Source organism: Methylobacterium sp. ME121 (assembly GCF_000974725.1).
GTDB lineage: Bacteria > Pseudomonadota > Alphaproteobacteria > Rhizobiales > Beijerinckiaceae > Methylobacterium > Methylobacterium radiotolerans.
On record NZ_BBUX01000016.1, the window covers coordinates 68,605 to 95,006 of the forward strand.

A 26,402-nucleotide genomic window follows, 5' to 3' on the forward strand; every position below is an offset into this window, starting at 1 on the left:
CGTCGCGCCCTGTGTCACGGGCTAACCGGCGGTCGCCGGGGGCGTTCCTGCCGGATGCGCGGGCGTTCTGACGTTCCCGTGAGGTGGCCGCGACGCGCGGCGCCCTCACCCGCCGGCCAGGTCGATGGCGTAGAGGTGCTCCTTCGCGGTGATGAACAGGCGCCGCTCGTCCGGGCCGAAACAGCAATTCGAGCAGGTCTGCGGCGTCGGGATCAGTCCGAGACGATGGCCCTCGGCCGAGAAGACCTGCACCCCGGCCCCCGAACTCGTCCAGACCCAGCCGCGGCGATCGACGCGGAGCCCGTCCGGCACGCCGGGCTCGACCTGGGCGAGGACGCGCCGCTCGCCGAGGTCTCCGTCGGGCCGCAGGGGATAGGCGTAGATCGTGTGCCCGTCCCCGCCCTCCGTGCGCGAGGTGTCGCTGACGTAGAGGATGCGGCCGTCCGGCGAGAAGGCGAGCCCGTTCGGCTGGCCGAGGTCGACCATGCGCCGCAGGCTGCCGTCGGCGGGGTCGAAGCGGTAGACGCTGTGATGGCCGAGTTCCGACTCGTCCAGCACGCCCTGTTTGGGCTGCCGCAGGCCGTAGGCGGGATCGCTGAACCACAGGGCGCCGTCGGCGGCGCAGGCCACGTCGTTCGGGGCGTTGAAGCGGCGGCCCGCGTAGGTCTCGACCAACGGCGTGGTGCGCCCGTCGGGCGTGGTGCGCGACAGGCGGCGGTTGCCGTGCTCGCAATGGATCAGGTTGCCGTCCCCATCGACGGTGTTGCCGTTGATGAACGGCGTGGCGTCGATCACCACGCGGACGCAGCCGTCCGGATGCCAGCCCAGCACCCGGCGGCCCTCGATGTCCGACCAGACCAGGATGTCCCGCGCGGGCCACCACGTCGGGCCCTCGCTGAACGTCGCCTGATCGTAGAGCGAGACGAGGCGGGCGTGGTGGGGCACCACCGCAGAGAAGCGCGGATCGGAGGCCCGCGGGGGATCGACGTGCGGCACGGGCGCGGGCGGGCCGGGTCGACGCAGGAGGTTCGATGCGGCTTCGGCGTTCATGACACTCCGGCGAATGGCCTGTCGGGGACCGGATCTCGGCGGCCCTCGAGGAAACAATCGCCTTCGTCAGATGTCGTTCGCTCGACCCGGGTGTCGGCGGACCCGACCGATCGGTCCGACCGGAGGCGGCCTCTGCGCGCGTCGACCCAGCCGAGCCCGTCTCGCCCGAACGCCTGCCGCCCGAGATCGAGCCCGCGTTCTCCGACGAGACAAACATAGATCGAGGCCAGGCCCGCCGGCCTCCCCTAGACCTCGACCGACCGACGGATCCGATGTCTCGCGGAGGCGGACGCGCGGAATGGTGCAGATCTTCCGACCGGGCGCCGACGCCGTCGCCCGCTTGGTCCTCGTGTCCCTCGCCGCCGCGCCGGTCTTCGGGGTGGGCCTCGCCTACGCCTACTGGCGCTCGCCCTACGCCACCCAGCAGGACGTGACCCGCGAGCAGCCGGTGCCGTTCAGCCACGAACACCACGTGGGCGGCCTCGGGATCGATTGCCGCTACTGCCACACCTCCGTGGAGAAGGCCGCCTTCCCGGGCATCCCGCCGACCGAGACCTGCATGAGCTGCCACTCGCAGATCTGGACCAACGCGCCGATGCTCGCCCCCGTGCGCACCAGCCTCGCCGAGGGGCGCCCCCTCGAATGGCGCAAGGTCCACACCCTGCCGCACTACGTCTACTTCAACCACGCGGTGCATGTGGCGAAGGGCGTCGGCTGCACCACCTGCCACGGGCCGATCCAGACCATGAAGCTCGTGCGGCAGGTGGCACCGCTCACCATGGGCTGGTGCCTCGACTGCCACCGGAACCCGGGCCCCAACCTGCGCCCCCGCGAGGCGGTGTTCGACGTGACGTGGACGCCGCCGCCCGATCAGAAGGCCGCGGGGGCGCGGCTCGCCGAGGCCTATCACGTCAAGTCGCCGGACCGGCTCAGCGAGTGCTCCATATGCCACCGCTGACCCCGCCGACCCGCCGCACGGCCCTGGGCCTGCTCTCCGCCGGCATCGCGGCGGGGCTCGGCGCCTGCGCGAAACCCTCCGAGGAGCTGGTGCCCTACGTGGTCCAGCCGGAGCGGCTGCTGCCGGGCGTGCCGGTCCGCTACGCCACCGCGCTCTCCCTCGGCGGCTGGGCGCGGGGCGTTCACGCCATCGCGGTGGACGGGCGGCCGATCAAGATCGAGGGCAACCCGCTCCATCCCGCCAGCCTCGGCGCCACCGACGTCTTCGCGGAAGCCGCGATCCTCGACCTCTACGATCCCGACCGCTCCCGCACCGTGACCGAGCGGGAGACCGGCATCGCCTCGTGGGACATGGCCGAGCGGGCCCTGGCCGCGCCCCTGGCGCAGGCGCGCCGGGAGAATGGCAGGGGGCTGCGCCTGCTCACCGGACGCGTCACCTCGCCGACCCTGGCCCGCCAGATCGCGGCCCTGCTGGCGGCGCTGCCGGAGGCGCGCTGGCACGTCCACGAGCCCCTGGACGACACGGCGGCCCTGCGCGGCGCCGATCTCGCGTTCGGCCGCCGCTACCGGACGCTGTCCGATCCCGGCCGGGCCGAGACGATCCTCTGCGTCGGCGCCGACCCGCTCGGGCCCGGGCCGGACCAGATCCGCTTCAGCCGCGCCTTCATGGAGCGCCGCCGGGATCCGGCGCGGTTCGGGCGGCTCTACGTGGCCGAGACCGCGCTGACCCAGAGCGGCATCAAGGCCGATGCCCGCCACGCCCTGTCGCCCCGCGACGCGGGAGGATTGCTCGCCGCGATCGCCAACGGGCTGGGCGCGGGGCTCCCCGTGCCCGATCTGCCGCCGGAGACGGCGCGGTTCGCCGACGCGGTGGCGGCGGACCTGACGCGGGCGGAGGGCCGCGCCCTGGTCCTCGTGGGCGGCGCCCTCGCGCCGGAGCTTCACGCCCTCGGCCACTGGATCAACGGGCGGCTCGAGGCACCCGTCGCCTATCTGCCGCCGGAGGAGGCGGCGCCCGCCGATCTCGCCGCCCTGGCGGCGGATCTCGATCGGGGCGCGGTCACCTGCCTCGCGATCCTCGGCTGCAACCCGGTCCACACGGCGCCCGCCGACCTCGCCCTGGCCGAGCGGATCGGCCGGGCCGGCTTCTCGGTCCATGCCGGGACACACGGCGACGAGACCGCCGGCGTCACACACTGGCACCTGCCGCTGGCGCACGAGCTCGAGAGCTGGTCGGACCTGCGCGCGCCGGACGGCACGGCGAGCCTCGTCCAGCCGCTGGTGCGGCCCCTCTACGGCGGGCGCTCGGTCCACGAGATCCTGGCGCTCCTCGCCGGAGAACCCGCCACCGCCGGCTACGACCTCGTGCGCGCGACGTGGCGCGACCGGGGCGGGGACGATTTCGAGGGCTGGTGGCGCCGGGCCCTGCACGACGGCGTGATCCCCGCCAGCGCGGCCCTGTCGGTCGCCCCCGGCGCGGCGCGGCTCCCGACCCTGCCGGCGCGCCGGCCCGTCACCGGCCTCGCAGTCGAATTGCGAGCGGATCCCTGCCTCTACGACGGCCGCTACGCCAACAATGCGTGGCTGCAGGAATGCCCGAAGCCGGTCTCGAAGCAGGTCTGGGGCAACGCGCTCGCCCTCTCGGCGGCGGAGGCCGCCCGTCGCGGTCTCGCGGCCGGCGACGTGGTGCGCCTCGGGATGGACGGCCGGACCATCGAGGCGCTGGTCGCGGTCGAATCCGGCGTCGCCGAGGGGGCCGGCGCCCTGACGCTCGGCTACGGGCGCCCCCGCGCCGGAGCGATCGGCAACGGCATCGGCACGGACGGCTACCGCCTCGCCACGGCGGCGTCGCCGCGCCTGCTGGCGGGCGTCAGCGTCGAACAGCTCGACCGCCCGGGCGAGGTGCTGCGCACCCAGAATTACACGCAGATCGAGGGCGAGACCCGGAAGCTCTTCCGCCAGATCGCGCTGGCGGACCTGAAGGACACAGAGCCCGAGGGCATCGGCGACGACCGGCCGACCCTGCTCACCCCCTGGACAGGCGACGCGGACGGCCATGCCTGGGCGATGGTGATCGACACCCACGCCTGCATCGGCTGCAACGCCTGCGTCGTCGCCTGCCAGTCCGAGAACAACGTGCCCGTCGTCGGGCCGGAGGAGATCGCCCGGGGCCGGATGATGCACTGGCTGAGGGTCGACCTCTACGATTCCGGGACGCCCGAGGCGGTGAATGCCGGCTTTCAGCCGGTGCCGTGCATGCATTGCGAGCACGCGCCCTGCGAGCCGGTCTGCCCGGTGGCGGCCTCGGTCCATGACGGCGAGGGGTTGAACCTCCAAGTCTACAACCGCTGTGTCGGGACGCGCTTCTGCGAGGCGAACTGCCCCTACAAGGTCCGGCGCTTCAATTTCTTCGGCTACGCCGACGGCCAGCCCTACGCGACCATGGGCGCCGAGAGCGTCAAGGCGCAGCGCAACCCGAACGTCACGGTCCGCGCCCGGGGGGTGATGGAGAAGTGCACCTACTGCGTCCAGCGGATTGCCAACGCGCGCCAGGACGCCACGCGCGACGGGCGGCCGATGGGGGCCGTCGCCACCGCGTGTCAGTCCGCCTGCCCGACCCGCGCGATCACCTTCGGCGACCTCGCCCGGCCCGGCGACCCGGTCCTGGGCCTGCGGCAGGATCCACGGCACTACGCCCTGTTGGAGGAGCTGAACACGCGCCCCCGCACCACCTACCTCGCGGATCTCCGCGCCCCGAACCCGGACCTCGGGGGCCGGACATGAGCGGCGACCCGCAGGCCCATCGCTGGATCGCCCCGGCGCAGCTCAGCCACGGCGCGATCTCGGCGGCGATCGCCGACCCGATCCAGAAACGGGGACCGGGCCGGCTCTGGGTCTACGCCCTGCTGGCGACCCTGCCCTTCGTGCTGGTGACGCTCGGCGCCGTCGGCGCGGTGCTCACCGTGGGGATCGGCCTGTCGGGGGTGAACACCACCGTCGTCTGGGGCTTCTCCATCGCCAACTACGTGTGGTGGATCGGCATCGGCAATGCCGGGACGCTGATCTCGTCGATGCTGCTGCTCACGCGCCAGCGCTGGCGCGCCTCGATCAACCGCTTCGCCGAGGCGATGACCCTGTTCGCCGCCGGGATCGCCGGCATCTTCCCGATCATCCATCTCGGGCGGCCGCTCTACGCCTACTGGCTGGCGCCCTACCCCAACACCATGGATCTCTGGCCGCAATGGCGCTCGGCGCTGGTGTGGGATTTCTGGGCGATCCTCAGCTACATCCTGTTCTCGGCCCTGTTCTGGTTCACCGGCCTGCTGCCCGACCTCGCGACGATGCGCGACCGGGCCACGACCCGGCGGGGCCAGGTGATCTACGGCGCCCTGGCGCTCGGCTGGCGCAACTCCGCCCGGCACTGGCAGGTCTACGAGACCTTCCACAAGACCATGGCGGCGCTGGCCGTTCCGCTGGTCTGCTCGGTGCACTCGATCGTCGGCCTCGACTTCGCCGCGAGCCTCATGCCCGGCTGGCAGGAGAGCATCTTCCCACCCTACTTCGTCGTCGGTGCCATGTATTCGGGCTTCGCGATGGTCGTGATGATCGCGATCTTCGTCCGCTGGGGCCTGAACCTCCAGGCGGTGATCACGCCGGCCCATTTCGACGTCATGGGCAAGGTCATGCTCTTCGCCAGCGTGGTGATGACCCTGTCGTACGCCACCGAATGGTTCACCGCCTGGTACGGGGGCGAGCATCCCGACCGGGACGTCGTGCGCTACTTCTTCGCGGGTGATTACCGCTGGCTGTACTACGCCCTGATCGTCTGCAACTGCGTCGTGCCGCAGGCCCTGTGGTTCCCCTTCGTGCGCCGCAACCTCTGGGTGCTCGCGGGGATCGCGGTCGTGATCAATGTCGGGATGTGGTTCGAGCGCATCCTGATCGTGTGGAACACGCTCTCGCACGGCCACGCGATGAGCCTGTGGCGCACCTACCATACGAGTCTCTACGACCTCGCGATCCTGTTCGGGCCCCTCGGTCTGTTCGTGCTCGGCTTCCTGGTGCTGGTTCGGATCTTCCCCGCGGTCTCGATGCACGAGGTTCGGCAGCTCAGCCACGAGGCGGGGGCCGCCGCATGAGTGCCTCCAGCAGCGCGCCGCTCCTCGCCGAGTTCGAGACCCCCGACGCCCTGGTGCGGGCCCTGCGCCTCGTGCGCGGCGACGGCCACCGGCCGCTGGACGCCTACACGCCCTTCCCGCTGGAGGAGCTGTCCGGCGCGCTCCCGCCCGCGCGCAACCCCGTGCGGTTCGTGATGGCCGTGGCGGGGTTCGGCGCGGCCGCCGCGATGTACGGGCTGCAATGGTACAGCGCGGTCGTGGATTACCCGCTGAATTCCGGCGGCCGGCCGCTCCATTCGTGGCCGGTCTTCACCCTGGTGCCGTTCGAGTTCGGAGTGCTGGCGGCGGCCGTCGCGGGCTTCGCCGCGATGCTCTGGGCCTGCGGCCTGCCGCGGCTCAACCACCCGGTCCACGACATGCCGCAGTTCGAGCGGGCGAGCCAGGACCGCTTCCTGCTCCTCGTCGCGCCGAAAGCCGAGCCCGCAGCGCTGCGGCGGCGGCTGGAGGAGGCCGGCGCGGTCCTCGTGTCCGAGTTGCGGGCATGAGGACCGCCCTCCTCCTCGCCGCCTTGCCGGCCCTGTGCCTCGCGGCCTGCGACGACCAGTCGATGCGGGTGCAGAACCGCTACGAAGTCTACGGCAAGGCGCCGCTCTTTCCCGGGGGGCGCCGAGGCGCAGACGCCGCCCGACGGAACGGTGGCTCAGGGTGACCTCGCCGTCGCGGACGGTCTCGCCACGCCGCCGCATCTCGACGCGGCCCTGCTGGCCCGGGGCCGGGAGCGCTACGAGGCGATCTGCACCCCCTGCCACGGCTATACCGGCGCGGGCGACGGCATGGTCGTGCAGCGGGGCTTTCCGCCGCCGCCCTCCTACCAGGAGGATCGCCTGCGCGCGGCGCCCGCCCGGTACTTCGTGGACGTGATCACCCGAGGCTACGGGGTGATGTACCCCTACGCCAACCGCGTGGAGCCCCGCGACCGCTGGGCGATCGCCGCCTACATCCGCGCGCTGCAGCTCTCCCAGGGAGCCCGCGTCGCGGCGGTGCCGGGCCTCGCGGAGCACCTGCCATGATGGACGCCCTCGCCCGGGGCTGGCTCGTCGCGTGGCTCGTCTGGAGTGCGGTGCCGGTGGGCAGCCTCGTCCTGATGCTGATCCACGGCGTGACCGGCGGACGCTGGGGCGAGGCCCTGGCCCCCGCCCTGCGCCCGGCCGCCGCCCTGGTGCCGCTCGCCGGCCTAGCCTTCCTCGGCGTCGCGCTCGGCCTGCCCGCCCTCTATCCCTGGGCGGCCGAGGCAGGGAGGGTGAAGCCGGACGTCGCCCGGCTCTATCTCGATCCGGCCCTGTTCGACCTGCGGGCGGCGCTCGCGCTCGCCGGCTGGTCGGCCCTCGCCCTCCTCTACCTCGCCGGGCGCTGCGGGCCGCTGGTCGCGGCTCTGGGCCTGAGCTTCTACGGGCTCACGATCAGCCTCGTGGCCGTGGACTGGATCCTCTCGGTCGAGCCGCATTTCACCTCGTCCGCCTTCGCGGCGGGGATCGCCCTGCACCAGATCCTGGCGGCCCTCGCCTGGGCCGCTGTCGCGAGCCCGCCGGGGCTCGACGAGGCCCGCGCCGCGGACCTCGCCGGGCTGATCCTCGCGAGCCTGCTCGGCGTCCTCTACCTCGGCCTGATGTCCTACATCGTCGCGTGGTACGGCGACCTGCCCGCCAAGGCGGCGTGGTACCTGAAGCGCGGCACCGGGGCCTGGGTCGCCGTGCTCGCCGCCGCCGTCGCGCTCGGCGGGATCCTCCCCTTCGCGGCCCTGCTCTTCGCGAGGCTGCGCCGGAGCGCCGCCGCCCTGCGGGTCGTCGGGCTCCTCGTGCTGGTCGGAATCGCCCTGCACCTCGCGTGGTACGTGCTCCCGGCCTACGGCGCGGAGGCGGGGCTCGCCGCCCTCTTCGCCGTGCCGGGCCTCGCCCTGCTCGCCTCCGCCTCGCGGCCGGTCGGCCGCCGCGTCGCCCGCATCCGCGCCGCCGGGAGGCCGCGCCATGTCTGACCGAGCGGCTGACCGAGCGCCTGACCGAGCATGCGACCGACCGGTGCCTCCGGCCGAGGGTCAGCTCCACACCGGCGTCCACGACGACGCGGTCGGCCATGCCCGCCCCGGCACGGAGGCGCCCGTCCTGGCCCTGCGCCCGGTGCTGCTGACCGGCCTGTTCATCGTGGTCTTCGTGGGCGCGACGCTGGCGGGCCTGCGCGTCTACTACACCCGCACCGTGACCCTGCCGCTGATGCGGCCGCCGCGCGATGTCCCCGAGCCCCGCCTCCAGCGTGCCCCGGCGCGCGACCTCGACGCCTTCCTGAGGGAGCAGAAGGCGCGGCTCACGGGCTATGCCTGGATCGACCGCGAGAAGGGCATCGCCCGCATGCCGGTCGACGCGGCGATGGCCCGCCTGGCGGCGCAGGGCGATGCCGGCTTCGCCGCGCCCCTCCAGCCCGAGCGGGTGCCCCCTCTCGGCAGCCGGGGCGGCGCCTCGGGCGCCCTGCCCTCCCCCGACGGGCAGCCCGGCAGCGCGCAGCGCGCCGCCTCCGAGGGGGAGCGCTGATGGAATCCCTCCTGCCCGCTTGGCTGATGCCGGTGGCGGCCTCGACGCAGGCCGCCAAGGTCGACCGGATCTTCATCGGCCTCACGATCATCTCCGCGCTGATCGTGCTCCTCGTGGTCGGCCTCGTGGTGACCTTCGCGATCCGCTACCGGCGGGGGTCGAAGGCCGACCGCGGGCCGCTGCCGGAAGTGGTCTCCCGCGAGTTCGAGATCGGCTGGACCGCCGCCACGCTGTTCGTGTTCGTCTTCATCTTCTGGTGGGCTGCGTCGGCCGAGATCACCGCCTTCTCGCCGCCCAAGGACGCGCTCGAGGTCCACATCGTCGGCAAGCAGTGGATGTGGAAGGCGCAGAGCGCCAACGGCGCCCGCGAGATCAACGAGCTGCACGTGCCGGTGAACGCGCCGGTGCGCCTCGTCCTGACCTCGCAGGACGTGATCCACTCCTTCTACATCCCGGCCTTCCGGCTGAAGCGCGACGCGGTGCCCGATCAGACGACCGAGGCGTGGTTCCAGGCCACCAAGACCGGCACGTTCCAGCTGATGTGCACCGAATATTGCGGCACCGACCACGCCCGGATGCTCGGCCGGGTGATCGTGATGGAGCCGCAGGACTACGCGTCCTGGCTCTCGGCCCAGCCGGAGGGCGACGACCTCGCCCACCAGGGCGAGCGCCTGTTCTCGGCCCGGGGCTGCTCGGGCTGCCACGCCCCGGGCTCGTCGGTCCACGCCCCGAGCCTCGCCGGCATCTGGGGGCAGGCGGTGCAGCTCGCGGGAGACAAGCGCGCGACGGTCGACGCGGCCTATATCCGCGACTCGATCCTCCAGCCGGCCCGGGACATCGTGGCGGGCTACGCGCCGGTCATGCCGAGCTACGCCGGCCTGCTGTCGGACGGGGAGATCCAGGAGCTCACCGCCTATATCCGCTCGCTGGGCGCGGGCCCGCGGGTGATCCGCACGCCCGGCCTGCCGCCCCTGTCGTCGCGGGTCCCCGGCACCGCGCCCGCCCGCAGCCCCGCCATGGTGCCGGGCGCCCCCGTCTCCGACACCCCAGCCCCCGCCGGACCGGCGGTGCGGCCGTGACCCCGTCCCGGCGACCAGGAGAGCGCGCATGAGCAGCCGCGTCGCGCAGAGCCCCCTCAGCCTCGCCGACCCGGACGAGCTGGCCCTCGGCCTGCCCGAGAGCTACCTCGCGGCCGGGAGCACGCTCGGATCGTGGCTCACGACCACCGACCACAAGCGCATCGCGATCCTCTACGCGCTGTCGGTGACCCTGTTCTTCTTCATCGGGGGCGCGGCCGCCACGATGGTGCGGCTGGAGCTGTTCACGCCCCAGGCCGACCTCGTCGGCGCCGACACCTACAACAAGCTGTTCACGCTCCACGGCGTGATCATGGTGTGGTTCTTCCTGATCCCGTCGATCCCCACCACGTTCGGCAACTTCCTGCTGCCCCTGATGATCGGCGCGCGGGACCTCGCCTTCCCGAAGCTCAACCTCGCGAGCTGGTACCTCAACGTCGTCGGCGGGCTGATCACCGCCGCCGCCGTCGTGGCGGGCGGCATCGACACCGGCTGGACCTTCTACGTCCCCTATTCCACCACCTTCTCCAATACCGCCGTCACGGTGGGCGTGCTCGGCGTGTTCGTCTCCGGCTTCTCGACCATCGCCACGGGGGTGAACTTCATCGCGACCACGCACCTGCTGCGGGCGCCGGGGATGACGTGGTTCCGTCTGCCGCTCTTCGTCTGGGCCATGTACACGACGAGCCTGATCTTCGTGCTCGCCACCCCCGTGCTGGCCCTGACGCTGCTCCTCGTCGTGGCCGAGCGCAGCCTCGGGCTGCCGATCTTCGACCCCGCGAAGGGCGGCGACCCGATCCTGTTCCAGCACCTGTTCTGGTTCTACTCGCACCCGGCCGTCTACATCATGCTCCTGCCGGGCATGGGTATCGTCTCGGAGGTGATCACCTGCTTCGCGCGGCGGCGGATCTTCGGCTACGAGTTCATGGTCTACGCGCTCGTGGCCATCGCGGTGATCGGCTTCTTCACCTGGGGCCACCACATGTTCACCTCGGGCATGTCGCCCTACGCGGCCCTGATCTTCTCGTTCCTGTCCTTCGTGGTCGCCGTGCCCTCGGCGATCAAGGTGTTCAACTGGACCGCCACCCTCTATCGCGGGCAAGTCGGGTTCGAGTCGCCGATGCTCTACGTGCTGGGCTACATCGGCCTGTTCACGGTGGGCGGCCTGACGGGGCTGTTCCTCGCCTCGATCCCGATCGACGTGCACGTGCAGGACACGTATTTCGTCGTGGCGCACTTCCACTACATCATGGTCGGCGCGACCGTCTCCGCCTACTTCGCCGGGCTGCACTTCTGGTGGCCGAAATTCACCGGTCGAATGTATCCGGAGACCTGGGCGAAGTTCGCGGCCGTGCTGATGTTCTTCGGCTTCAACCTGACCTTCTTCCCGCAATTCATCGCGGGCTACCTCGGCATGCCGCGGCGCTACCACGTCTACCCGCCGGAATTCCAGGTCTGGAACGTGCTCTCCTCCTCCGGCGCGGCGGTGCTGGCGGCGGCCTACCTGATGCCGCTCGGCTATCTGACGTGGTCGCTGTTCTTCGGCGCGCGGGCGGTGAACGATCCGTGGAACGCCGCGGGCCTCGAGTGGCGCACCACCTCGCCGCCGCCGCGGGACAACTTCGTGGGTCGACCGGCCGTGCTCGGCAAGCCCTACAACTACCACCCGGAGGGCGCGGTCCCCCTCCAGGACCAGCCGCGCGTCCCCTCGCAGGGCTCGCTGACATGAGCGATCCCGCCGTCGCCCCCGACGCCCTGCTCCGCGAACCGTGGGACGGGCTGAAGCTCCCCGAGGACGCGGCGCTGTCCGCCCAGCGCTTCGGCGCAACCTTCGGCATCTGGATCTTCATCGCCAGCGAGGTGCTGTTCTTCGGGGCCCTGTTCCTGTTCTACGCCGCCGTGCGGCTGGAGCACGCCGAGGCCTTCGCGCAGGCGGCCCGGGAGACGAACATCGTCTACGGCACCCTCAACACCGCGATCCTTCTGACCAGCGGGCTGACCGCCGCCGTCGCCTCGCGCGCCTCCGACCACCCGTCCCTGCGCCGCCTGACGCTGTGGTGCCTCGCGGCGACCGCGCTCCTCGGCCTCGCCTTCCTGGCCGTGAAGGGTTTGGAGTATCGCGAGGACATCGCCGAGCACCTCGTGCCGGGAGCGGCCTTCAAGCTCGAGGAGCCCGCCACGCAGCTGTTCTTCGGCTTCTACTGGCTGTCGACCGGCATTCACGGCCTCCACCTGATGATCGGCGTCGGCCTCGTCGCGCGGCTGGTCCGGATCGGCTGGCGGGACCCCGGGCGCCTGCCCGGAAGCCCGCAGGTCGAGGTCGCGACGCTCTACTGGGGGTTCGTCGACATGGTCTGGCTGTTCCTCTACCCGGCCCTCTACCTTGTGGGGCGCGCGGGATGAGCGCCCCCGTCTCCGCGGGCGCGATCTGGCGCCGCGTGCTGCCGGTCTGGCTCGGCCTGATGGCGCTGCTGGCGGTCGGCTGCGCGCTCGCCTACGCGCCGCTGGGCGCCTGGAACCCGGCGGTGAGCTTCGCCCTCGCCGCCACGCAGGCCGGTCTCGTGGCCCTCCTGTTCATGCGCCTCGTCCGGGCCGCGGCCCTGATCCGCCTGACGGCCGCCTGCGGCCTGTTCTGGTCGGCGATCCTGTTCACGCTGACCCTGGCCGACGTGCTGAGCCGCCTCGCGCGGACCTGACGCCGGCTCAGCCCGCCCGCTTCACCGTGATCTTGCCGCTGGGCTCCAGGGTGATCCGGGCGGTCTCGCCGACGCTGTCGATCCCCGCCTGACGCAGCGCTTCCGCGAGATCCGCCGCGCTCACCGACTGGCGCAGCCGGGCGGCTTCGTCGAGCCGTCCGCCGCGGCTCAGATCGATCGCCGCACCCTCGACGAGCCGCGCCAGACGCGAGGACCGCGTCGCGCCCTGCGCCAGCAGCCAGTGGAGCAGTACGAGGATCGTGCTCGCCGCCATCGTGCCGAACAGCGGCGCGCTTCCAGTCAAGGCCCAGCTGAGGGAGGAGCCGAGCATGATCGACACGACGATATCGAGCGCCGACCACTTGCCGAAGGTCCTCCGGCCCGAGAGCCGCATCAGCAGCAGCCCGTAAGCGAAGATGAGCACGGCGCGCACATTCCTGCCAGAGGGTCAGGTCGCGGCCGGTGCCGAAGAGGGTGTCGAGGAACATCGCGGTGACCTCTGGGTGCCCGAACCCTCCGACAGCGCAACCGCGCTGCCGCGGGATCCCACGGGCCGCAGGCGCGGCCTGGAAATAGGTCACCTGAAATCGACCCGAGGCACTCCGTCCGCACGCGAGCCGATCCGATCGGGCGGAATGCCATCGGCGCTTGCCGAAAGCGGTCAGTATCGCGCCTTCTCCGGCAAGGGTTACTGTGCTCGTCCCGGCCCGTCCCTCAAACCCAATCGCAAAGCCATCGCGAGCAGGGCGCTCAGCGTGATCCAGTCACCGCCATCGATCCGCCAGCGGGCGAAGTCGTCATCCGGTTCAACCGTGTAGCCGTGACACTGAAGGACCGCGACCGCGTCGAGCACTGGGTCATCGCTTTCGTCTACGCGGGTATTCTTTCGGTCACGAGCGTGGGTCATGGCTGCGGCTCACCACATCCGCGATCTGGAACAGGAGGTCGCCTACGACGCCGATCGGCAGCAGGACGCAGAACTCACTGTCGTCGGGCGAGCGCAATCGAACCGCCAGCGTGTCGCCGCCGTCGATGATCTCGACTGACCTCACGCCCGCGGCTCCCAGTACGAACGGGACCTCGTTGTTCGACGCCGTCATCCTGAGGCCGATCACGCGGCTTCCGTCTCGAGGGCGACGTCGGCCAGATAGGCCGCTAGGCGCGCGCGAGCCTGAAAGTCCGACGCTTCGATGACGAAGCCCGCACCGCCGGGGGACGTGTCATAGCGTCGAAGAACGGATTCGGCCTTGAGCGCAGCCTCTCGCTCAGTCGTCGCGAGGAGGATGCGCCGGTCGCCGTTGATGCAGATCGTGATGCGGAATGGAGCGCGCTTCATGCCTGGACCGCCTAGATCTTCTCGCCGCGCTATCGCGATCGATTGGTCCAGTTACGGTCAAGCTGGCAAAACCGTTCCTCGAGCCGAGCGGGGATTTCTGGTCGCGTCATTCGCGGCGGTCTCCATCAGGCTCACACTCGGCGCACCCGTTAGAGCGCCGGGGGGATGCGTTCCAACGATCTGGCATTCGCCATCGTCCAGGTCGACGGAGGCTGAGGCCCAGCCCTCGATCAAAGATGGAGACGCAGGTCGGCTCCACGGCCCGCGCGCAGATGACGGCCGCGCGCGGCACTCCGACCGGCTTCTCAGCCGAACCCCGAACATCGGCAATCTCAAGATCCGTGAGGAACACGAACTCCGGGAAGCGCCGGAGCGATCGAACCGGCGCCCGTGTCGGACCGCGTGTCGCCTCGGTCACAGCCGGCACGCCCATGCGGTGACCGCGCTGAGGCTGCGATAGCGACTGGACGCGAGGCACTCGCGCAGCCGCCGCGCCCTCTTCCTGGATGATCGAGACGGTCACGGTGCATCTCAAGGGCATCGCCGGAGTGATCCATCTTCGGATTGGCCTTTACGATACAGCTGACACAGCGCGATCTCCCTGCTCGGGGTAGGCTCAGGTGAGACAGCGCTTGAGGCGCTTCTGCCGTCCGGAACGGATCGCTCAACCGTTCGGAGGCGACATCGGCAGATAGCCAAGGACTATCGGATGGATACAGCCTCGGTGGGCAGCCGGTGAGGGGGGCATTCAAGGAGACGAGGAGCGGCGCGAGCGACCACCGCGGCTGTGTCAGCTTCGGTGTCTCGATCGACCAGAAGCGGACGGGCAGACAGCCACCCGCCTCGGACGCCGAGGGGAGGTGCCAACCATCAGGCGCCGCCCCCTCAATCTGACCGACTTTGGTCGTCTTCGAAGCACCGCTGGTCGTCGGCGCGGTGTTCCCAGCCCCGCCGACGCTGGTAACGCTCCCCACCATCAACGCATTTGTGAAGTGTCGGGCGCCGGCGTCGGGCAACCAATGCCGTGCGGTGTCCGTCGAGAAGACGAATTGCCACCGGGTCACCGTCGCGCAGCGACGCCGTTCCCGACCCGCATCGAGCCGGAGCCGACCATGCCGTCAGCCGCCCGCAAGGCCGTCCTGTACCGGATGGTCACCCCCGAACACACGTGCCCCTACGGCCTGAAGGCCAAGGACCTGCTCGAACGCCAGGGTTTCGAGGTCGAGGATCACCTCCTGACCGACCGGGCCGAGACCGACCGCTTCAAGGCCGAGCACCAGGTCACGTCGACGCCGCAGACCTTCATCAACGGCGCGCGCGTCGGCGGCTTCGACGACCTACAGCGCCACTTCGGCAAGGCCGCCAACGATCCGAACAAGCCGACCTACACGCCCGTCATCGCGGTCTTCTCGATGACGGCGCTGATGGCCTTGGCGGCCAGCTACGCCGTGTACGGCACGCCGCTGACGATGCGCGCGGCGGAGTGGTTCGTCGCCTTCAGCATGTGCGTGCTCGCCCTGCTGAAGCTCCAGGACGTCGAGTCGTTCTCCTCGATGTTCCTGGGCTACGACCTGCTCGGGCGGCGATGGGTCCGCTACGCCTACGCCTACCCGTTTCTGGAGGGGATCGCGGGTGTCCTGATGGTGGCGGGCGCGCTGAACTGGATCTCGATCCCGGTGGCCCTGTTCATCGGCACGGTCGGGGCGGTGTCGGTGTTCAAGGCGGTCTACGTCGATCAGCGAGACATCAAATGCGCTTGTGTGGGCGGGGCGAGCAAGGTGCCGCTCGGCTTCGTCTCGCTGACTGAGAACGTGATGATGGTCGCGATGGCCCTTTGGATGCTGGCGATGCACCACTGAGCGCCGCCCACGCCAGCCCGTCGAGCCGCCTGAACCGTGCGCAGTCGCCGATGGCGCAGGCATCATGCCAGGTCGCGGCCAAGCTTCGTGAGGTCGCGGCCCAGTGACGGGCATCCAGCCTCGCGGACGTACCCCATGGGACCGCTCCGCCCCGTGCACCGTCTCCGGTCGGTGACCGGCGGCATCCGGGGACGAGGCAGGCGTTTGATGGTTCGCGGACTGTCACTGGCCGTGCTCGGGGTGATGACGCTGGCGGGCGACGTCTTTGCGGCCCCCTAGCCCGCCCTGGCCGACCCGCCGCCACCGCGGTTCGGCGGCTGCGGACACAGGGACGTGCGCACCTGCGAGGAGCGCCGATACGTCGGCTTCGGCGGATACGGCTGCGGCCGCTGGTGAGGCGGCATCCGAAGCGGCCGCGGGGTCGACGATGACCGAAGCGTTTTCGGGCCGCCGCCGGCTCAGCTTGGTTTGATGACCGGCCGCGCCTCGCCCTCCCCGCCGCGAAGCCCCATCGGCACACCGTAGGGCGGTGGCATCGCCGCTTTCCGTCCAGGCTGCCGACCAGGCCTCGCTCTCTAATAAAGCCCCAGCCGACGATGGAACGGTCCCTTCGGGAGCGCCGTTCCTGGCCGCGCGTCACGCCAGCACGTGACCGACCTCGGGCGAGGCCACCCCGCGCAAGTCGACGCCCGCCGCTTCGAAGGCAAAACCGGCTCCAGAGCGGGTTTCGCCTCGCGACACACTCATGCTCAACACGATGAATCACGCACATTCCGCTGCCGTTAGTGTTGGCATCGTGCGCGGATACTGCCGTTTTTGCTGGAACGGTTTGCGCAATCTGCCCGTTTCAGCGCCGTACGATCATTCAATCGGAGATTCTACATGCTGAAGCACGTTCGCGTCGCCGCCCTCGCGACGACCTTCGTCATCGGCGGTGCGGCCATGGCCCTCGCCCAGTCGTCCTCGACCGTCGGCACGGGCGGTTCCTCGGCGGGCGGCGGGACCAGCTCCTCCACCGTGGGCACAGGCGGTTCCTCCTCGGGCTCCGGCACCGGCTCCGGCTCCGGCTCGTCCTCGACGCTTGGCACCGGCGGCTCGTCGGCGGGCGGCGGGACCAGCTCCTCCACGGTGGGCACGGGCGGCTCGTCCGCGGGTTCCGGCTCCGGCTCGTCCTCGTCGATGGGCACCGGCGGTTCCTCGGCGGGCAAGGGCACGAGTTCCTCGTCGATGGGCACGGGCGGTTCCTCGTCCGGGATGTCGGACGGCGCGGGCAAGTCGGGCAGCGCCCCGGGCCATGACAAGAGCGGCCCCGGCAACTCCGAGAACGCCCCGGGCCACAACAAGCGCTGACCCTCGGCGGGTGCAAGCACCGGGCGCGGTCCGGGAGGATCGCGCCCTCCTTGTCTTCGAGGAGACCGGAACATGCCTCGCCTGATCATGCCGTTACTCTGCGGCACTTTCATTCTCGCCGGCTCGGTCGCGGGCCACGCCCAGACCAGCACGGTCACGACCGGCCCGAACGGCGTCTCCGGGAGCACGACCGTCACCACCGGCCCGAACGGCAAGCCGTGCAAGGTCGTGCATTCCGACGGGGCTGGCGACACCGGCTCGATGTCGAGTTCCGTCACGGCCGGTCCGGGCGGCGTCAGCAGTGCGACCACGGGCGGCCCCTCGGTGACGACGAGGTCCGGCAACGGATCGAGCAGCAGCTCGGCCTCCAGTTCGAGTTCCGGCGGCACGACCATGACGACCACCGGAGACGGCGACTGCGTCGTCACCGTCCCGAAGGGGAAGTGAGGATCACATGACGACCAAACACATCGTTCCGCTCGCGGCCCTCGGGCTCCTCGTCGCACCGGCGCTCGCGTTCGCCCAGTCCAGCGCCACCGGGGGCTCGGCCGGCTCGGCCGCGGCCGGCGGCACGTCGGCCTCGACCGTCGGCACCGGCGGCACCTCGACCGGCGCAGACGGGTCGACGGGTTCGTCGCTCGCGACCGGCGGAAGCGCGGCGGGCGGCAAGACCAACGATCGTTCGCACGTCAACGGGACCGGGAACGGAGGACTCAACGGGCAGTCGAAGGCGATGGCCCACGACGGCGGGACCTTCTCGAAGTCGCACACGAAGACGAAGGTCCGCGACGGCGAGGTGGAGTCCCGCACGAAGACCATGGCGCACGAGCCGGGGTCGAAGCCGGTGAAATCGACCACCACGACCGGCCGGTGACGGCGTCGTCCCGGCGGATCGACTCGCGGGCGCGCGTGCCGGCGATGGGGTGGGACGAGGCGACCATCTGACGACACTCCCGATGGGCCGGCGCCGCGCTGATGGCCGTGCGGTCCATGCTGCCGTTCCAGCTTCCCACTCGAAGCGGCTCGGCCCGGACGACGCGCTCGAGAAAAGGCGTGACGACATCGATCGCCGGGCCATGCCGCGAATGAGCCGAAGCTCGCGCAACGAGGTTGTCCCAACGGTGTGCCGCACGAGGTCGGCGCAGCGACGAGGAATTCACGCCGCATGCCTGTCGACGACGCCCTGCCACGCCAACCCGCCCAGGTCCCGCCGCCGCTCGTCCCGGGCCTGCGCGGGCTGCTGACTCTCGCGGTCGGCGTCGTGCTCGTCGCGGCGCTCTACTTCGGGCGCGAGGTTTTCATCCCCCTCGTCCTGGCCGTGCTGCTCAGCTTCGTCCTCGGGCCGGTCGTCAACCTGCTGCGGAAGGCCAAGCTCGGGCGCGTACCCTCGGTCATCGTCGCGGTCCTGCTGGCCCTCGGCGTTCTCGGCGGCATCGCCGCCGTCATCGGCACCCAGGTCGCCGGGCTCGCCGGTAACCTGCCGCAATATCAAGCCACCGTGCAGAGGAAGGTCGCGGGCCTGCAGCAGGGCTGGCTGGGCGAGGCCAACCGCATCCTCCAAAAATTCAACCACCAAGTGCACGACGTGACCCAGAAGGCGGACGCAGCCGGCACGACCGCCGCGACCGGACCGGCGGGCGAGACGCCCAAGGCGCAACTGGTGCGCGTGGAGCAGCCCGAGCCCTCGCCCTTCGCGCTGGCCGAGAAGGTCCTGGGACCCATCGTCTCACCGCTGACCGACGTCGGTATCGTCCTCGTCGTGGTCGTGTTTCTCCTCCTGCAGCGCGAGGACCTGCGCAATCGCATGATCCGCCTGTTCGGATCGAGCGACCTGCACCGCACGACGGTGGCCATGGACGACGCGGCCGGCCGCCTCGGCACCTACTTCCTCGCTCAGCTCGGCATGAACGCGACGTTCGGGGTGATCGTCGGGATCGGCCTCTGGTTCATCGGCGTGCCCAACCCGCTCCTGTGGGGCGTGTTCTCGGCGATCATGCGCTTCATCCCCTATATCGGTGCCATCGCCTCCGGCATCCTGCCCGTGGCCTTGGCGGCCGCGGTCGACCCGGGCTGGTCGATGGTCATCGCGACCGCGGCGCTCTTCCTCGTCGCCGAGCCGCTCTTCGGGCAGGTGATCGAGCCGCTGCTCTACGGCCACTCCACCGGGCTCTCGCCCTTCGCGGTGATCGTCTCGACCCTGTTCTGGGGCTTCCTGTGGGGGCCCATCGGCCTGATCCTGGCGACCCCGTTCACCGTCTGCCTCGTCGTGCTCGGCCGCCACGTGGACAGCCTGGAGTTCTTCGACGTGCTGCTGGGCGACCGGCCACCACTGACGCCGGTGGAGAACTTCTACCAGCGCATGCTGGCCGGCGACCCGGACGAGGTGCGCGAGGTCGCCGAGGCCATGCTGAAGGACCGCTCGCTCTCCTCGTATTACGACGAAGTGGCGCTCAAGGGCCTGCAACTCGCCGCCAACGACTTCGCGCGCGGGGTGGTGACGCCCGCGCAACTCGACAACATCCGCGCTTCGGCCCGCTCGCTGGTGGAGGACTTCGAGGACCATCCCGACGCGCCACCCGCGGGCGACGACAAGAAGGTGAACCCGAGCGAGACCCCGACCCTGGCCGAGCGGACCCACACCCGTACCGAGGCCGTACCGGGACAGGCACCGCCGCGGGACACACTGCCTGAGGCGTGGCGCGGGGAGGCACCAGTCCTGTGCGTGGCCGGGCGCGGCCCCCTCGACGAGGCCTCCTCGGCGATGCTGGCCCAGCTGCTGCGCAAGCACGGGCTCGGCGCGCGCGTGACGCCCTACCGGGCGGTCTCGCGCGAGGGCATCCGCGACCTCGACGTGACCGGCGTCGCCATGGTGTGCATCTCCTACCTCGACATCACCGGGAACCCGGCGCATCTGCGCTATCTCCTGGAGCGGGTGAGGCGCCGGGCGCCGGGCGTCCCGGTCCTGGTGGGCCTCTGGCCGGTCGGCGAGCGGGTGCTCACCGACGCCGCGCTCGGTCGGGAGGTCGGAGCGGACGTCTACGTGTCCTCGCTCCGTGACGCGGTCGAGGCATGCCTCAGGGCGGCCGAAGGCGCGACCCGCGGCCCGGGCGTCGGGGATCGAGAGGCCTTCGCCATGATCCGATGAGGGGCCGCCCAGACGCGGTTCACCGAACCCGGGCTCCCGAGCTCGGTCCCATGCAGTGACGCGCGCCGCAGCTGCATCGCCGGGCCCGTCAGCTCGGGTAGTTCGGCGCCCCTGCGACCCGGGCCGCCGCCTCGCGGGCCCTGGCGTCTGCCGCGGCCTCGGCTTGGTTGGCCGCCGCTGCGATGGCACCGGGCCGGACGCCATTGTGTAGCGCAAGACGGGCGCGCAGCTCGTCGAGTTCCTCCTCTGTCAGGTTCTCGATGCCGATGAAGCGGTTCTGCGCCGCGCTGGCCCGGATCAGCTCGTCGAGCTTGGCCTGGATGGCCGCCCCGTCCCGGTTCTGGGTGTTCTGGATCAGAAACACCATCAGGAAGGTGACGATGGTCGTGCCGGTATTGATCACGAGCTGCCAGGCATCGGAGTAGCCGAACAGGGGGCCGGTGACCGCCCAGACGACGATCAGGCCGATGCTGGTCGCGAACGTCGATGGCCGACCAGCGGCCCGGGCGACCCGTGAGGAGAATTCCGCGAAACCCTTCAGCGTAGTCACCGTCCCGACCTCCGACCATCTTCGGCCGCACGCCTGAGCCCCGCGGCCCCCGGGAGCGTTCCGCCGGCGGACGACGGATACGGCGAACGTGCTTGGACCGTTCCACCACGAGACCGCGAGGCCGGGCGTGGGGGCGCTCCGAGACCGTGCCTCCCGCTCCTGGCCGATAGGATCCCGGGCTCAGCGCCGCGGGGAGCGACCGAACGCCTGTCGCAGGCTGTCAGCCCCGTAGGGCTTCTTGATCACCGGCACGTCGCCCAGGTCGGGCGGGACCTGGAAGCTCTCGCCGTAGCCGGTGGCGAACGCGAACGGGATGCCGAGCTCTGCGAGCCGGCGGGCGACCGCGACGCTCGTCTCGGCCCCGAGATTCACGTCGAGGAGCGCGCGGTCGGGCGGCGATGCGTCGATCAAGCGGAGCGCTTCCCGGACGGAGGCCGCCATGTCGACCGCCTCGGCTCCCAGCGCACTGAGCACCTCCTCCGCCTCCAGCGCGATGATCATGTTGTCCTCCACAACCAGCGCGGTCCCGTCGAACGAGACGGGCTGGACTCCCTCAGGCTTCGCGGCCCGCACTGCCCGAGGCGGCGCGGCCCGGACGAAGGCGGCCGGGATGGAGAGCCGCGCGGCCAAGCCGGTCAGCGCGTAGCGGACCTCGGCCTCGCCCTTGAGCTCGTAGGGGACGGATCGCTCGATGATCGTCGAGCCAAAGCCCCGCCGGGTCGGGGCCTTGACGGCGGGGCCGCCTGTCTCGGTCCAGTGGACGACGAGGCTGTCGAAGCCGTCCCGCTCCCAGCGAACGTCGACCCGGCCGCCGCTGTCGCTCAGCGCGCCGTACTTGGCCGAGTTGGTCATCAGCTCGTGCACGACGAGCGCCATGGTCGTGAAGGCCTGTGGTTCGAGCAGGACATCGACGCCGTCGAGGACGACGCGGTCCGCTTTGGCGCCGAGGTAGGCCGCGGCCTCGACGGTGAGGAGCTCGGCGAGGGAACCCGGTCCCCAATTGGCGGAGGTGACCTGGTCGTGGGCCCGGGCGAGGGCCTGGATGCGGTCGCCGACCACTTCGGTGAAGTCTTCCGCATCGCCGGCGCTGGCCCGGCTCTGGGTGACCACGCCCCGGATCAGGTTGAGGATGTTGCGCACCCGGTGGTTCAGCTCGGCGATGAGGAGTTCCTGCCGCTCCTGCGCTTCCTTGCGCTCGCGCTCGGCCGAGTCGCTGAGCCGGAGGATCACCTCCAGGAGCGTGACCCGCAGCGCCTCCGCCGTGCGGGCTTCCGCATCCGTCCAGGGGAGCGACCGGCCGTGCACGACCTCCCGCCACGCCTCGAAGCTCTTGCGCGGGGTCAGGCGGACGCCGTTCGGACCGAGGCTCGCCGGCTTTTCCGGATTGCCCGCCCACGTTACGGTGCGCGCCACCTCCTTGCGGAAGAACACCAGGAAGTCGCGCGGCGTGCGCGACACGGGCACGGCCAGCATCCCGGCCGCCCGCTCGTTGAAGTCGCGGCCAGGCTCGTGGAACCGCCCGATCTCGTCCGTGGCGTAGACCCGGCTCGCCGCCGTGCGGTTGAGGAAGCGCACGAGGCCGGTGAACTCCTCGCGCGTCGGTGTCATGCCCTGCAGCGTGACCTCGCCGTTCACCCACAGGCCCAGCCCGTCGCAGGCCACAATGCCGGAGAGCTCATCGGCGAAATCCGCCAGCCCCTCCAGGCCGGCACCGCCCGAAGCCATGGCGCTCATCAGGCGGTTGTGCGTCTCGCGCGCCAGCGCCTCCTGGGCGGCGAGGACCTCGCGCTCGCGGCTCTCCAGGATCCACGAGAACATCTGGCCGAACAGCTCGGCGGCGGTGCGGCGCTCCAGGGAGATGTGGCGCGGCTCGGTGTGGTGGCAGGCGAACAAGCCCCAGAGTCGGCCGTCGCGCAGGATGGAGACGGACAGCGAGGCGGCCACGCCCATGTTGCGCAGGTACTCGAGATGGATCGACGACACCGTGCGCAGGGTTGAGAGCGACAGGTCGAGGGGCTCGCCCGCGGGATCGTGCGGCGGGATCACCGGGATGGCCGGCGCATCGACGTCGGCGATGATACGCAACCAGTTCCGCTCGTAGAGCGCGCGGGCCTGCTTGGGGATGTCCGAGGCCGGGTAATGCAGGCCGAGATAGCGGTCGAGACCGGACCGCACGGCCTCGGCGATGACCTCGCCCGAGCCGTCGGGGGCGAAGCGGTAGACCATGACCCGGTCGAAGCCGGTGAGCGCCCGCATCTGTCGAGCGGCCTCGCGGCAGAGCGGCTCGAACTCCGCGGTCTGCTGCAGGCGGGAGACCATGTTGCGCACGAGGTTGCCGGCGCTGAGGTGCTCCGGCGCGCTGGGCTCGGCCTCGATGATGATGGCGCCGCCGGACACGTGCAGCGCGATGTCGAAGACGGGCTTGTCCGGCACGAGGCGGACCCCGAAGACCCGGTCGACGGCGTCGGGCCCGCGCAGGGTCTGCAGGTGGCCGCGCAGCAGGTGGATGGCCTCCCGATCGACGATCGCATCGAGCGGCAGGCCCAGGAGGTCCTCCGCGGGACGTCCGAGCCATTCTTGGGCGTTGGCGCTGGCACGCACCAAGATCCAGTCCGAGGAGACCGCGAGCAGGAAGCCGAACGGCTGCACCGTGCCGAGCACGTGGATCGGCTCGCGGTCGCAGGAGGTCAGATCGACCGGCGGCTCCTGTTCTTCCGTGCTCGCGTCCATGCGCCGCTTATCGCTCCGCGGATCCCGGTCCACACTCGATCTCGTCATCGTTCGAGTAATGCGGAGGGGCGGCAAAGGTATCCGCCTAACCTCGGTCGTCGGCCGGTCAAGCCGTAGCGCGCCGCGGGGACGGCTTGCGCCCGTCGGGCAGGATGTCCGCGAGGTGGTCGTGCACCATCCCGGCAAGGAACGGCTTGCCGATCAAGCGCCCCTTCGCGCATTTCGCTGTGGCCTGGATACGCCCGGTCCGAGGCGACGACGATCGCCATGTCTTCGGCCATCGCCGCGCGGCCTCGCGGGCCACGGCGAAGCCGTGATGCTCGAAAAGTGGACCGGCGAATATCCGCCCGTCGGAAACATCTACACAGGCGGCTAACGTTGCCCTTGAACGGAGCGACAGCCTCGGAGCGGGCCTACCGGATAAGTTGACGGGCTCCCGCCGATTCATGTCAGTCCTATGGAGCCGCCCTGCATCACCGGGTCGCGAGGTCCGGTGTACAGGACTGCTCTCACACGCCCGGCTTTGATGAATCACCTGTATCGTTCGAGCCGGCGTTGTAGGCTGCCGGAGGGACTGGCTCTACCGCCGTTTTCCGATCCTCGCGTCACCGCTTCCCTTCGATACGCCACAGGTGCGTCGTGAGGCGCGGGCCATTCTCGGGCTTGAACCAGCTCATGTCTTGGATGCGCGAGCTTGTGACGTAGATCGTGCCGTCGGGTCCCTCGGCGAACGTGTCGGGCCAGCGCAACCGGTCGTCTTGCACGAGGGTCGTGTCGCGACCGCTCTCCCGGACTTTCACGGCGTTCTCCTCGATGGCGCTCAGGTAGAGCCGCCCGCTCTTGTCGATCCATAAGCCGTCCGTGGGCTCCATGGCGCCGACCCGCTCGACACGGGCTTCCAGCTCTCTCCCGGACAGGCGCGGATCGTCGAGTGCCTCGGTCGCGACGCGATACAGCGTCCGGCCAGTCAGTGCCTTCCAGTAGAGATGACGACCGTCGGGGGAGAGCGCGATGCTATCGGCCGCGAAGTCGACGCCACGGCCGTCGGGCCGGCGCAATTCCCGTCCGTCCGTGCTCACCACCACACCGCTTTCCGGTTGCGTGCTGGTATGTCCGTCGAGGACACGGCGCGCGTCACCGCTCTGGAGATCGACGACGACGAGCGCGCCCTTCGCGCCCGAATCTGTCAGGTACGCGCGCCGTCCATCTGGGCTGAAGCGCACGTCGTTGAGGTAGCTGCCTTGGGGCGCCACCGCGTCGGCGAACGGGATGGTTTGCGCGACCTGATTGGCCTTCAGGTCAATCCGGACGAGCTTCGGTCCACCCGGCACGACGCGCGCGGTCGCCGGAGCCGCGGCATCGACCACCCAGAGGCTTCCGCGACCGTCGGCTACGACGCTTTGCACGCAGACGAAGTGGTCATGCGGCGTGAGTTCGTTATTCTTGACGTTCCGCCAAGCGTTCCATTCGACATTCGGGTACGGTTTTACTTGGCCGTCGCCCGTGATTTCGGCAACGGAGACCGGGGCATCTTCGGTCCAGCGGGGGAAATTCACGAAGATGCGCCCGTCCGCCGCGACCGTCACCCCGGTCACCTGGTGCTCAAATCTTGCCACGAGCTGCAGCCGCCCCGCTCCACCCGGCCTCGGAGCGTCATTCTGCTGCGCGAGCGACGCGCTGCTGAGGTGGAGCGCCAACGCAAAGGTGATGGCTGCAGGGGCTGCGAAGCCTTTCATGATCCCCTCATCGGCAGGTGCGGGCTCGCGGTGGGCAGCGGCTGCTACGGCGCAAACACCGCGCGCACGCAGCCGTCCGTCTTGTGCTTGAACATGTCGTAGCCGCGCGGTCCGTCCTCGAGGGAGAAGCGGTGGGTGGCGAGGTAGGCCGGATTGAGCTCTCCCTTCGCGACATGCGTGAGCAGCCGGTCCATGTAGGCCTGCCCGTGCTGCTGGGCAGTGCGCAAAGTCATGCCCTTGTTCATGATGACGCCCATCGGGAACTTGTCGATCATCCCGTAGACGCCGAGCACCGACAGCGTGCCGCCCTTGCAGCAGGCCATGACGGCCTCGCGCAGCGCCTGCCCGCGGTCCGTCTCCAGGCGCAGCGCCTGCTTCACGCGGTCATAGGCGTATTGGGATCCGGTGCCGTGCGCCTCCATCCCGACGGCGTCGATGCAGGCATCCGGCCCGCGCCCGCCGGTCATCTCCTTCAACGCCTCCAGGACGCTGTGCACTTGCGTGTAGTCGAGCGTCTCGGACCCGGCGTGCTCGCGCGCCATCCGCAGCCGCTCGGGAAAGCGGTCGATCGCGATCACCCGCTCGGCGCCCATCAGCCGCGCGCTCTGCTGCGCCATCAGGCCGACGCCGCCGCACCCCCACACCGCGACCGTGTCGCCCGGCCGGATGCCGCAGAAATCGGCGCCCATGTAGCCCGTGGGCGCGGCATCGGAGAGGAACAAGGCCGTCTCGTCCGCGACGCCGTCGGGCACCTTGAAGCAGTCCACGTCGGCATGCGGCACGCGGATATACTCGGCGTGCGACCCCGCATAACCCCCGAAAGCGTGCGTGTAACCGTAGATGCCGGCTGTCGGATAGCCGAGCAGCGGCTCCTGGAGTTCCGGCTTCGGGTGTGTGCAGTCGCAGAGCGAGAAGAGCTTCTCCTGGCAATACCAGCATTCACCGCAGGCGATGAACGAGGGGACGACGACCCGGTCGCCTTTCTTCACCTGCCGCACCTCCGTGCCGACCTCGACGACCTCGCCCATGAACTCGTGGCCGATCACGTCGCCGGCTTTCATGCTCGGGATGTAGCCGTCGATGAAATGCAGGTCCGAGCCGCAGGTGGTCGACAACCTGACCTTCAAGATGGCGTCACGCGGGTTGACGATCTCGGGATCCTTGACGGTTCCGACGCGCAGGTCGTTGACGCCGTTCCAGTAGAGCGCGCGCATGTC

At 70.5% G+C, this 26,402-nt stretch carries 23 protein-coding genes and 1 pseudogene; 15 read left to right on the forward strand and 9 right to left on the reverse strand.

The window, feature by feature from the left end; genetic code table 11:
* Positions 1 to 105: 105 nt before the first annotated feature.
* The gene (locus ME121_RS13140) at positions 106 to 1,050 is read right to left on the reverse strand and encodes an SMP-30/gluconolactonase/LRE family protein (protein ID WP_083743807.1); all 945 of its coding nucleotides are present in this window, start codon (positions 1,048 to 1,050) and stop codon (positions 106 to 108) included.
* Between the two features lie 298 nt (positions 1,051 to 1,348).
* Between ME121_RS13140 and ME121_RS13145 the strand changes: the two genes are divergently transcribed.
* The 11 genes and pseudogenes from ME121_RS13145 (at position 1,349) to ME121_RS13195 (ending at position 12,479) form a co-directional block, all read left to right on the forward strand.
* Complete coding sequence (locus ME121_RS13145; protein WP_024827459.1) at positions 1,349 to 2,008, forward strand: cytochrome c3 family protein; 660 nt, start codon at positions 1,349 to 1,351, stop codon at positions 2,006 to 2,008.
* Positions 1,996 to 4,791 carry a 4Fe-4S dicluster domain-containing protein gene (locus ME121_RS13150; protein ID WP_059408970.1) on the forward strand — a complete coding sequence of 932 codons (2,796 nt, stop codon included), beginning with the start codon at positions 1,996 to 1,998 and terminating at the stop codon, positions 4,789 to 4,791. The genes ME121_RS13145 and ME121_RS13150 overlap by 13 nt, the downstream gene beginning before the upstream one ends.
* Complete coding sequence (nrfD, locus tag ME121_RS13155; protein ID WP_053621551.1) at positions 4,788 to 6,146, forward strand: NrfD/PsrC family molybdoenzyme membrane anchor subunit; 1,359 nt, start codon at positions 4,788 to 4,790, stop codon at positions 6,144 to 6,146. The genes ME121_RS13150 and nrfD overlap by 4 nt, the downstream gene beginning before the upstream one ends.
* Positions 6,143 to 6,670, forward strand: coding sequence for a DUF3341 domain-containing protein (locus tag ME121_RS13160; RefSeq protein WP_043074977.1), 528 nt, complete (start codon positions 6,143 to 6,145; stop codon positions 6,668 to 6,670). Before nrfD ends, ME121_RS13160 begins: the two co-directional genes overlap by 4 nt.
* A pseudogene (locus tag ME121_RS13165) lies at positions 6,667 to 7,195 on the forward strand (c-type cytochrome). Before ME121_RS13160 ends, ME121_RS13165 begins: the two are co-directional and overlap by 4 nt.
* A complete protein-coding gene (locus tag ME121_RS13170) occupies positions 7,192 to 8,157 on the forward strand; it encodes a hypothetical protein (protein ID WP_059408971.1) in 966 nt (321 codons plus the stop codon). The pseudogene ME121_RS13165 and the gene ME121_RS13170 overlap by 4 nt, the downstream one beginning before the upstream one ends.
* Positions 8,150 to 8,707: a hypothetical protein gene (locus ME121_RS13175; RefSeq protein ID WP_059408972.1), complete on the forward strand. Its 558-nt coding sequence runs from the start codon at positions 8,150 to 8,152 to the stop codon at positions 8,705 to 8,707. Before ME121_RS13170 ends, ME121_RS13175 begins: the two co-directional genes overlap by 8 nt.
* Complete coding sequence (gene coxB, locus ME121_RS13180; protein WP_043074979.1) at positions 8,704 to 9,786, forward strand: cytochrome c oxidase subunit II; 1,083 nt, start codon at positions 8,704 to 8,706, stop codon at positions 9,784 to 9,786. The genes ME121_RS13175 and coxB overlap by 4 nt, the downstream gene beginning before the upstream one ends.
* A 28-nt stretch (positions 9,787 to 9,814) precedes the next feature.
* Positions 9,815 to 11,512, forward strand: coding sequence for a cytochrome c oxidase subunit I (gene ctaD / locus ME121_RS13185; RefSeq protein WP_053621553.1), 1,698 nt, complete (start codon positions 9,815 to 9,817; stop codon positions 11,510 to 11,512).
* Positions 11,509 to 12,186 (forward strand): cytochrome c oxidase subunit 3, encoded by a 678-nt coding sequence (locus ME121_RS13190; protein ID WP_024827451.1) that lies wholly within the window; start codon positions 11,509 to 11,511, stop codon positions 12,184 to 12,186. Before ctaD ends, ME121_RS13190 begins: the two co-directional genes overlap by 4 nt.
* Entirely contained in the window at positions 12,183 to 12,479 is a 297-nt protein-coding gene (locus ME121_RS13195; RefSeq protein WP_059408973.1) for a cytochrome C oxidase subunit IV family protein, read from the forward strand. The genes ME121_RS13190 and ME121_RS13195 overlap by 4 nt, the downstream gene beginning before the upstream one ends.
* A gap of 7 nt (positions 12,480 to 12,486) precedes the next feature.
* Here ME121_RS13195 and ME121_RS13200 read toward each other — a convergent pair whose 3' ends face one another.
* The gene (locus ME121_RS13200) at positions 12,487 to 12,903 is read right to left on the reverse strand and encodes a YetF domain-containing protein (RefSeq protein WP_206406776.1); all 417 of its coding nucleotides are present in this window, start codon (positions 12,901 to 12,903) and stop codon (positions 12,487 to 12,489) included.
* Between ME121_RS13200 and ME121_RS33605 the strand changes: the two genes are divergently transcribed.
* Positions 12,896 to 13,297, forward strand: a complete 402-nt coding sequence (locus ME121_RS33605) for a hypothetical protein (RefSeq protein WP_206406777.1) — start codon at positions 12,896 to 12,898, stop codon at positions 13,295 to 13,297. The two genes, ME121_RS13200 and ME121_RS33605, sit on opposite strands and share 8 nt — an antisense overlap.
* A gap of 72 nt (positions 13,298 to 13,369) precedes the next feature.
* On the opposite strand, the gene ME121_RS13210 is transcribed toward ME121_RS33605, so the two are convergent.
* Positions 13,370 to 13,594, reverse strand: coding sequence for a hypothetical protein (locus ME121_RS13210; protein ID WP_266280480.1), 225 nt, complete (start codon positions 13,592 to 13,594; stop codon positions 13,370 to 13,372).
* A complete protein-coding gene (locus ME121_RS13215; protein ID WP_012329946.1) occupies positions 13,591 to 13,815 on the reverse strand; it encodes a hypothetical protein in 225 nt (74 codons plus the stop codon). The genes ME121_RS13210 and ME121_RS13215 overlap by 4 nt, the downstream gene beginning before the upstream one ends.
* 1,112 nt (positions 13,816 to 14,927) lie before the next feature.
* On the opposite strand from ME121_RS13215, the gene ME121_RS13220 reads away from it, so the two are divergent.
* Positions 14,928 to 15,674, forward strand: a complete 747-nt coding sequence (locus ME121_RS13220) for a MauE/DoxX family redox-associated membrane protein (protein WP_012329948.1) — start codon at positions 14,928 to 14,930, stop codon at positions 15,672 to 15,674.
* A gap of 878 nt (positions 15,675 to 16,552) precedes the next feature.
* Here the strand turns inward: ME121_RS13220 and ME121_RS33610 are convergent.
* Positions 16,553 to 17,419, reverse strand: coding sequence for a hypothetical protein (locus ME121_RS33610; protein ID WP_182179837.1), 867 nt, complete (start codon positions 17,417 to 17,419; stop codon positions 16,553 to 16,555).
* A gap of 59 nt (positions 17,420 to 17,478) precedes the next feature.
* On the opposite strand from ME121_RS33610, the gene ME121_RS13235 reads away from it, so the two are divergent.
* A complete protein-coding gene (locus ME121_RS13235) occupies positions 17,479 to 17,898 on the forward strand; it encodes a hypothetical protein (protein WP_012329951.1) in 420 nt (139 codons plus the stop codon).
* 291 nt (positions 17,899 to 18,189) lie between these two features.
* Positions 18,190 to 20,169 (forward strand): AI-2E family transporter, encoded by a 1,980-nt coding sequence (locus ME121_RS13240; protein WP_024827446.1) that lies wholly within the window; start codon positions 18,190 to 18,192, stop codon positions 20,167 to 20,169.
* Between the two features lie 88 nt (positions 20,170 to 20,257).
* On the opposite strand, the gene ME121_RS13245 is transcribed toward ME121_RS13240, so the two are convergent.
* From ME121_RS13245 to ME121_RS13260, 4 genes are all read right to left on the reverse strand, one after another.
* Positions 20,258 to 20,719: a low affinity iron permease family protein gene (locus tag ME121_RS13245; protein ID WP_059408974.1), complete on the reverse strand. Its 462-nt coding sequence runs from the start codon at positions 20,717 to 20,719 to the stop codon at positions 20,258 to 20,260.
* Between the two features lie 180 nt (positions 20,720 to 20,899).
* Positions 20,900 to 23,449, reverse strand: a complete 2,550-nt coding sequence (locus tag ME121_RS13250) for an HWE histidine kinase domain-containing protein (protein ID WP_059408975.1) — start codon at positions 23,447 to 23,449, stop codon at positions 20,900 to 20,902.
* 605 nt (positions 23,450 to 24,054) lie between these two features.
* A complete protein-coding gene (locus ME121_RS13255) occupies positions 24,055 to 25,185 on the reverse strand; it encodes an SMP-30/gluconolactonase/LRE family protein (protein ID WP_059408976.1) in 1,131 nt (376 codons plus the stop codon).
* Between the two features lie 44 nt (positions 25,186 to 25,229).
* Positions 25,230 to 26,399, reverse strand: a complete 1,170-nt coding sequence (locus tag ME121_RS13260) for a zinc-dependent alcohol dehydrogenase (protein ID WP_053621562.1) — start codon at positions 26,397 to 26,399, stop codon at positions 25,230 to 25,232.
* Positions 26,400 to 26,402 lie beyond the last annotated feature (3 nt).

Excerpts from the sequence above, each read along its gene's own strand:
- ME121_RS13140 (WP_083743807.1), bottom strand. The coding sequence starts at position 1,050 with ATGAACGCCGAAGCCGCATCGAACCTCCTGCGTCGACCCGGCCCGCCC.
- ME121_RS13145 (WP_024827459.1), top strand. The coding sequence starts at position 1,349 with ATGGTGCAGATCTTCCGACCGGGCGCCGACGCCGTCGCCCGCTTGGTC.
- ME121_RS13150 (WP_059408970.1), top strand. The coding sequence starts at position 1,996 with ATGCCACCGCTGACCCCGCCGACCCGCCGCACGGCCCTGGGCCTGCTC.
- nrfD (WP_053621551.1), top strand. The coding sequence starts at position 4,788 with ATGAGCGGCGACCCGCAGGCCCATCGCTGGATCGCCCCGGCGCAGCTC.
- ME121_RS13160 (WP_043074977.1), top strand. The coding sequence starts at position 6,143 with ATGAGTGCCTCCAGCAGCGCGCCGCTCCTCGCCGAGTTCGAGACCCCC.
- ME121_RS13170 (WP_059408971.1), top strand. The coding sequence starts at position 7,192 with ATGATGGACGCCCTCGCCCGGGGCTGGCTCGTCGCGTGGCTCGTCTGG.
- ME121_RS13175 (WP_059408972.1), top strand. The coding sequence starts at position 8,150 with ATGTCTGACCGAGCGGCTGACCGAGCGCCTGACCGAGCATGCGACCGA.
- ctaD (WP_053621553.1), top strand. The coding sequence starts at position 9,815 with ATGAGCAGCCGCGTCGCGCAGAGCCCCCTCAGCCTCGCCGACCCGGAC.
- ME121_RS13190 (WP_024827451.1), top strand. The coding sequence starts at position 11,509 with ATGAGCGATCCCGCCGTCGCCCCCGACGCCCTGCTCCGCGAACCGTGG.
- ME121_RS13195 (WP_059408973.1), top strand. The coding sequence starts at position 12,183 with ATGAGCGCCCCCGTCTCCGCGGGCGCGATCTGGCGCCGCGTGCTGCCG.
- ME121_RS33605 (WP_206406777.1), top strand. The coding sequence starts at position 12,896 with ATGAGCACGGCGCGCACATTCCTGCCAGAGGGTCAGGTCGCGGCCGGT.
- ME121_RS13215 (WP_012329946.1), bottom strand. The coding sequence starts at position 13,815 with ATGAAGCGCGCTCCATTCCGCATCACGATCTGCATCAACGGCGACCGG.
- ME121_RS13220 (WP_012329948.1), top strand. The coding sequence starts at position 14,928 with ATGCCGTCAGCCGCCCGCAAGGCCGTCCTGTACCGGATGGTCACCCCC.
- ME121_RS33610 (WP_182179837.1), bottom strand. The coding sequence starts at position 17,419 with ATGGTCGTGCCGCCGGAACTCGAACTGGAGGCCGAGCTGCTGCTCGAT.
- ME121_RS13235 (WP_012329951.1), top strand. The coding sequence starts at position 17,479 with ATGACGACCAAACACATCGTTCCGCTCGCGGCCCTCGGGCTCCTCGTC.
- ME121_RS13240 (WP_024827446.1), top strand. The coding sequence starts at position 18,190 with ATGCCTGTCGACGACGCCCTGCCACGCCAACCCGCCCAGGTCCCGCCG.
- ME121_RS13250 (WP_059408975.1), bottom strand. The coding sequence starts at position 23,449 with ATGGACGCGAGCACGGAAGAACAGGAGCCGCCGGTCGATCTGACCTCC.
- ME121_RS13255 (WP_059408976.1), bottom strand. The coding sequence starts at position 25,185 with ATGAAAGGCTTCGCAGCCCCTGCAGCCATCACCTTTGCGTTGGCGCTC.
- ME121_RS13260 (WP_053621562.1), bottom strand. The coding sequence starts at position 26,399 with ATGCGCGCGCTCTACTGGAACGGCGTCAACGACCTGCGCGTCGGAACC.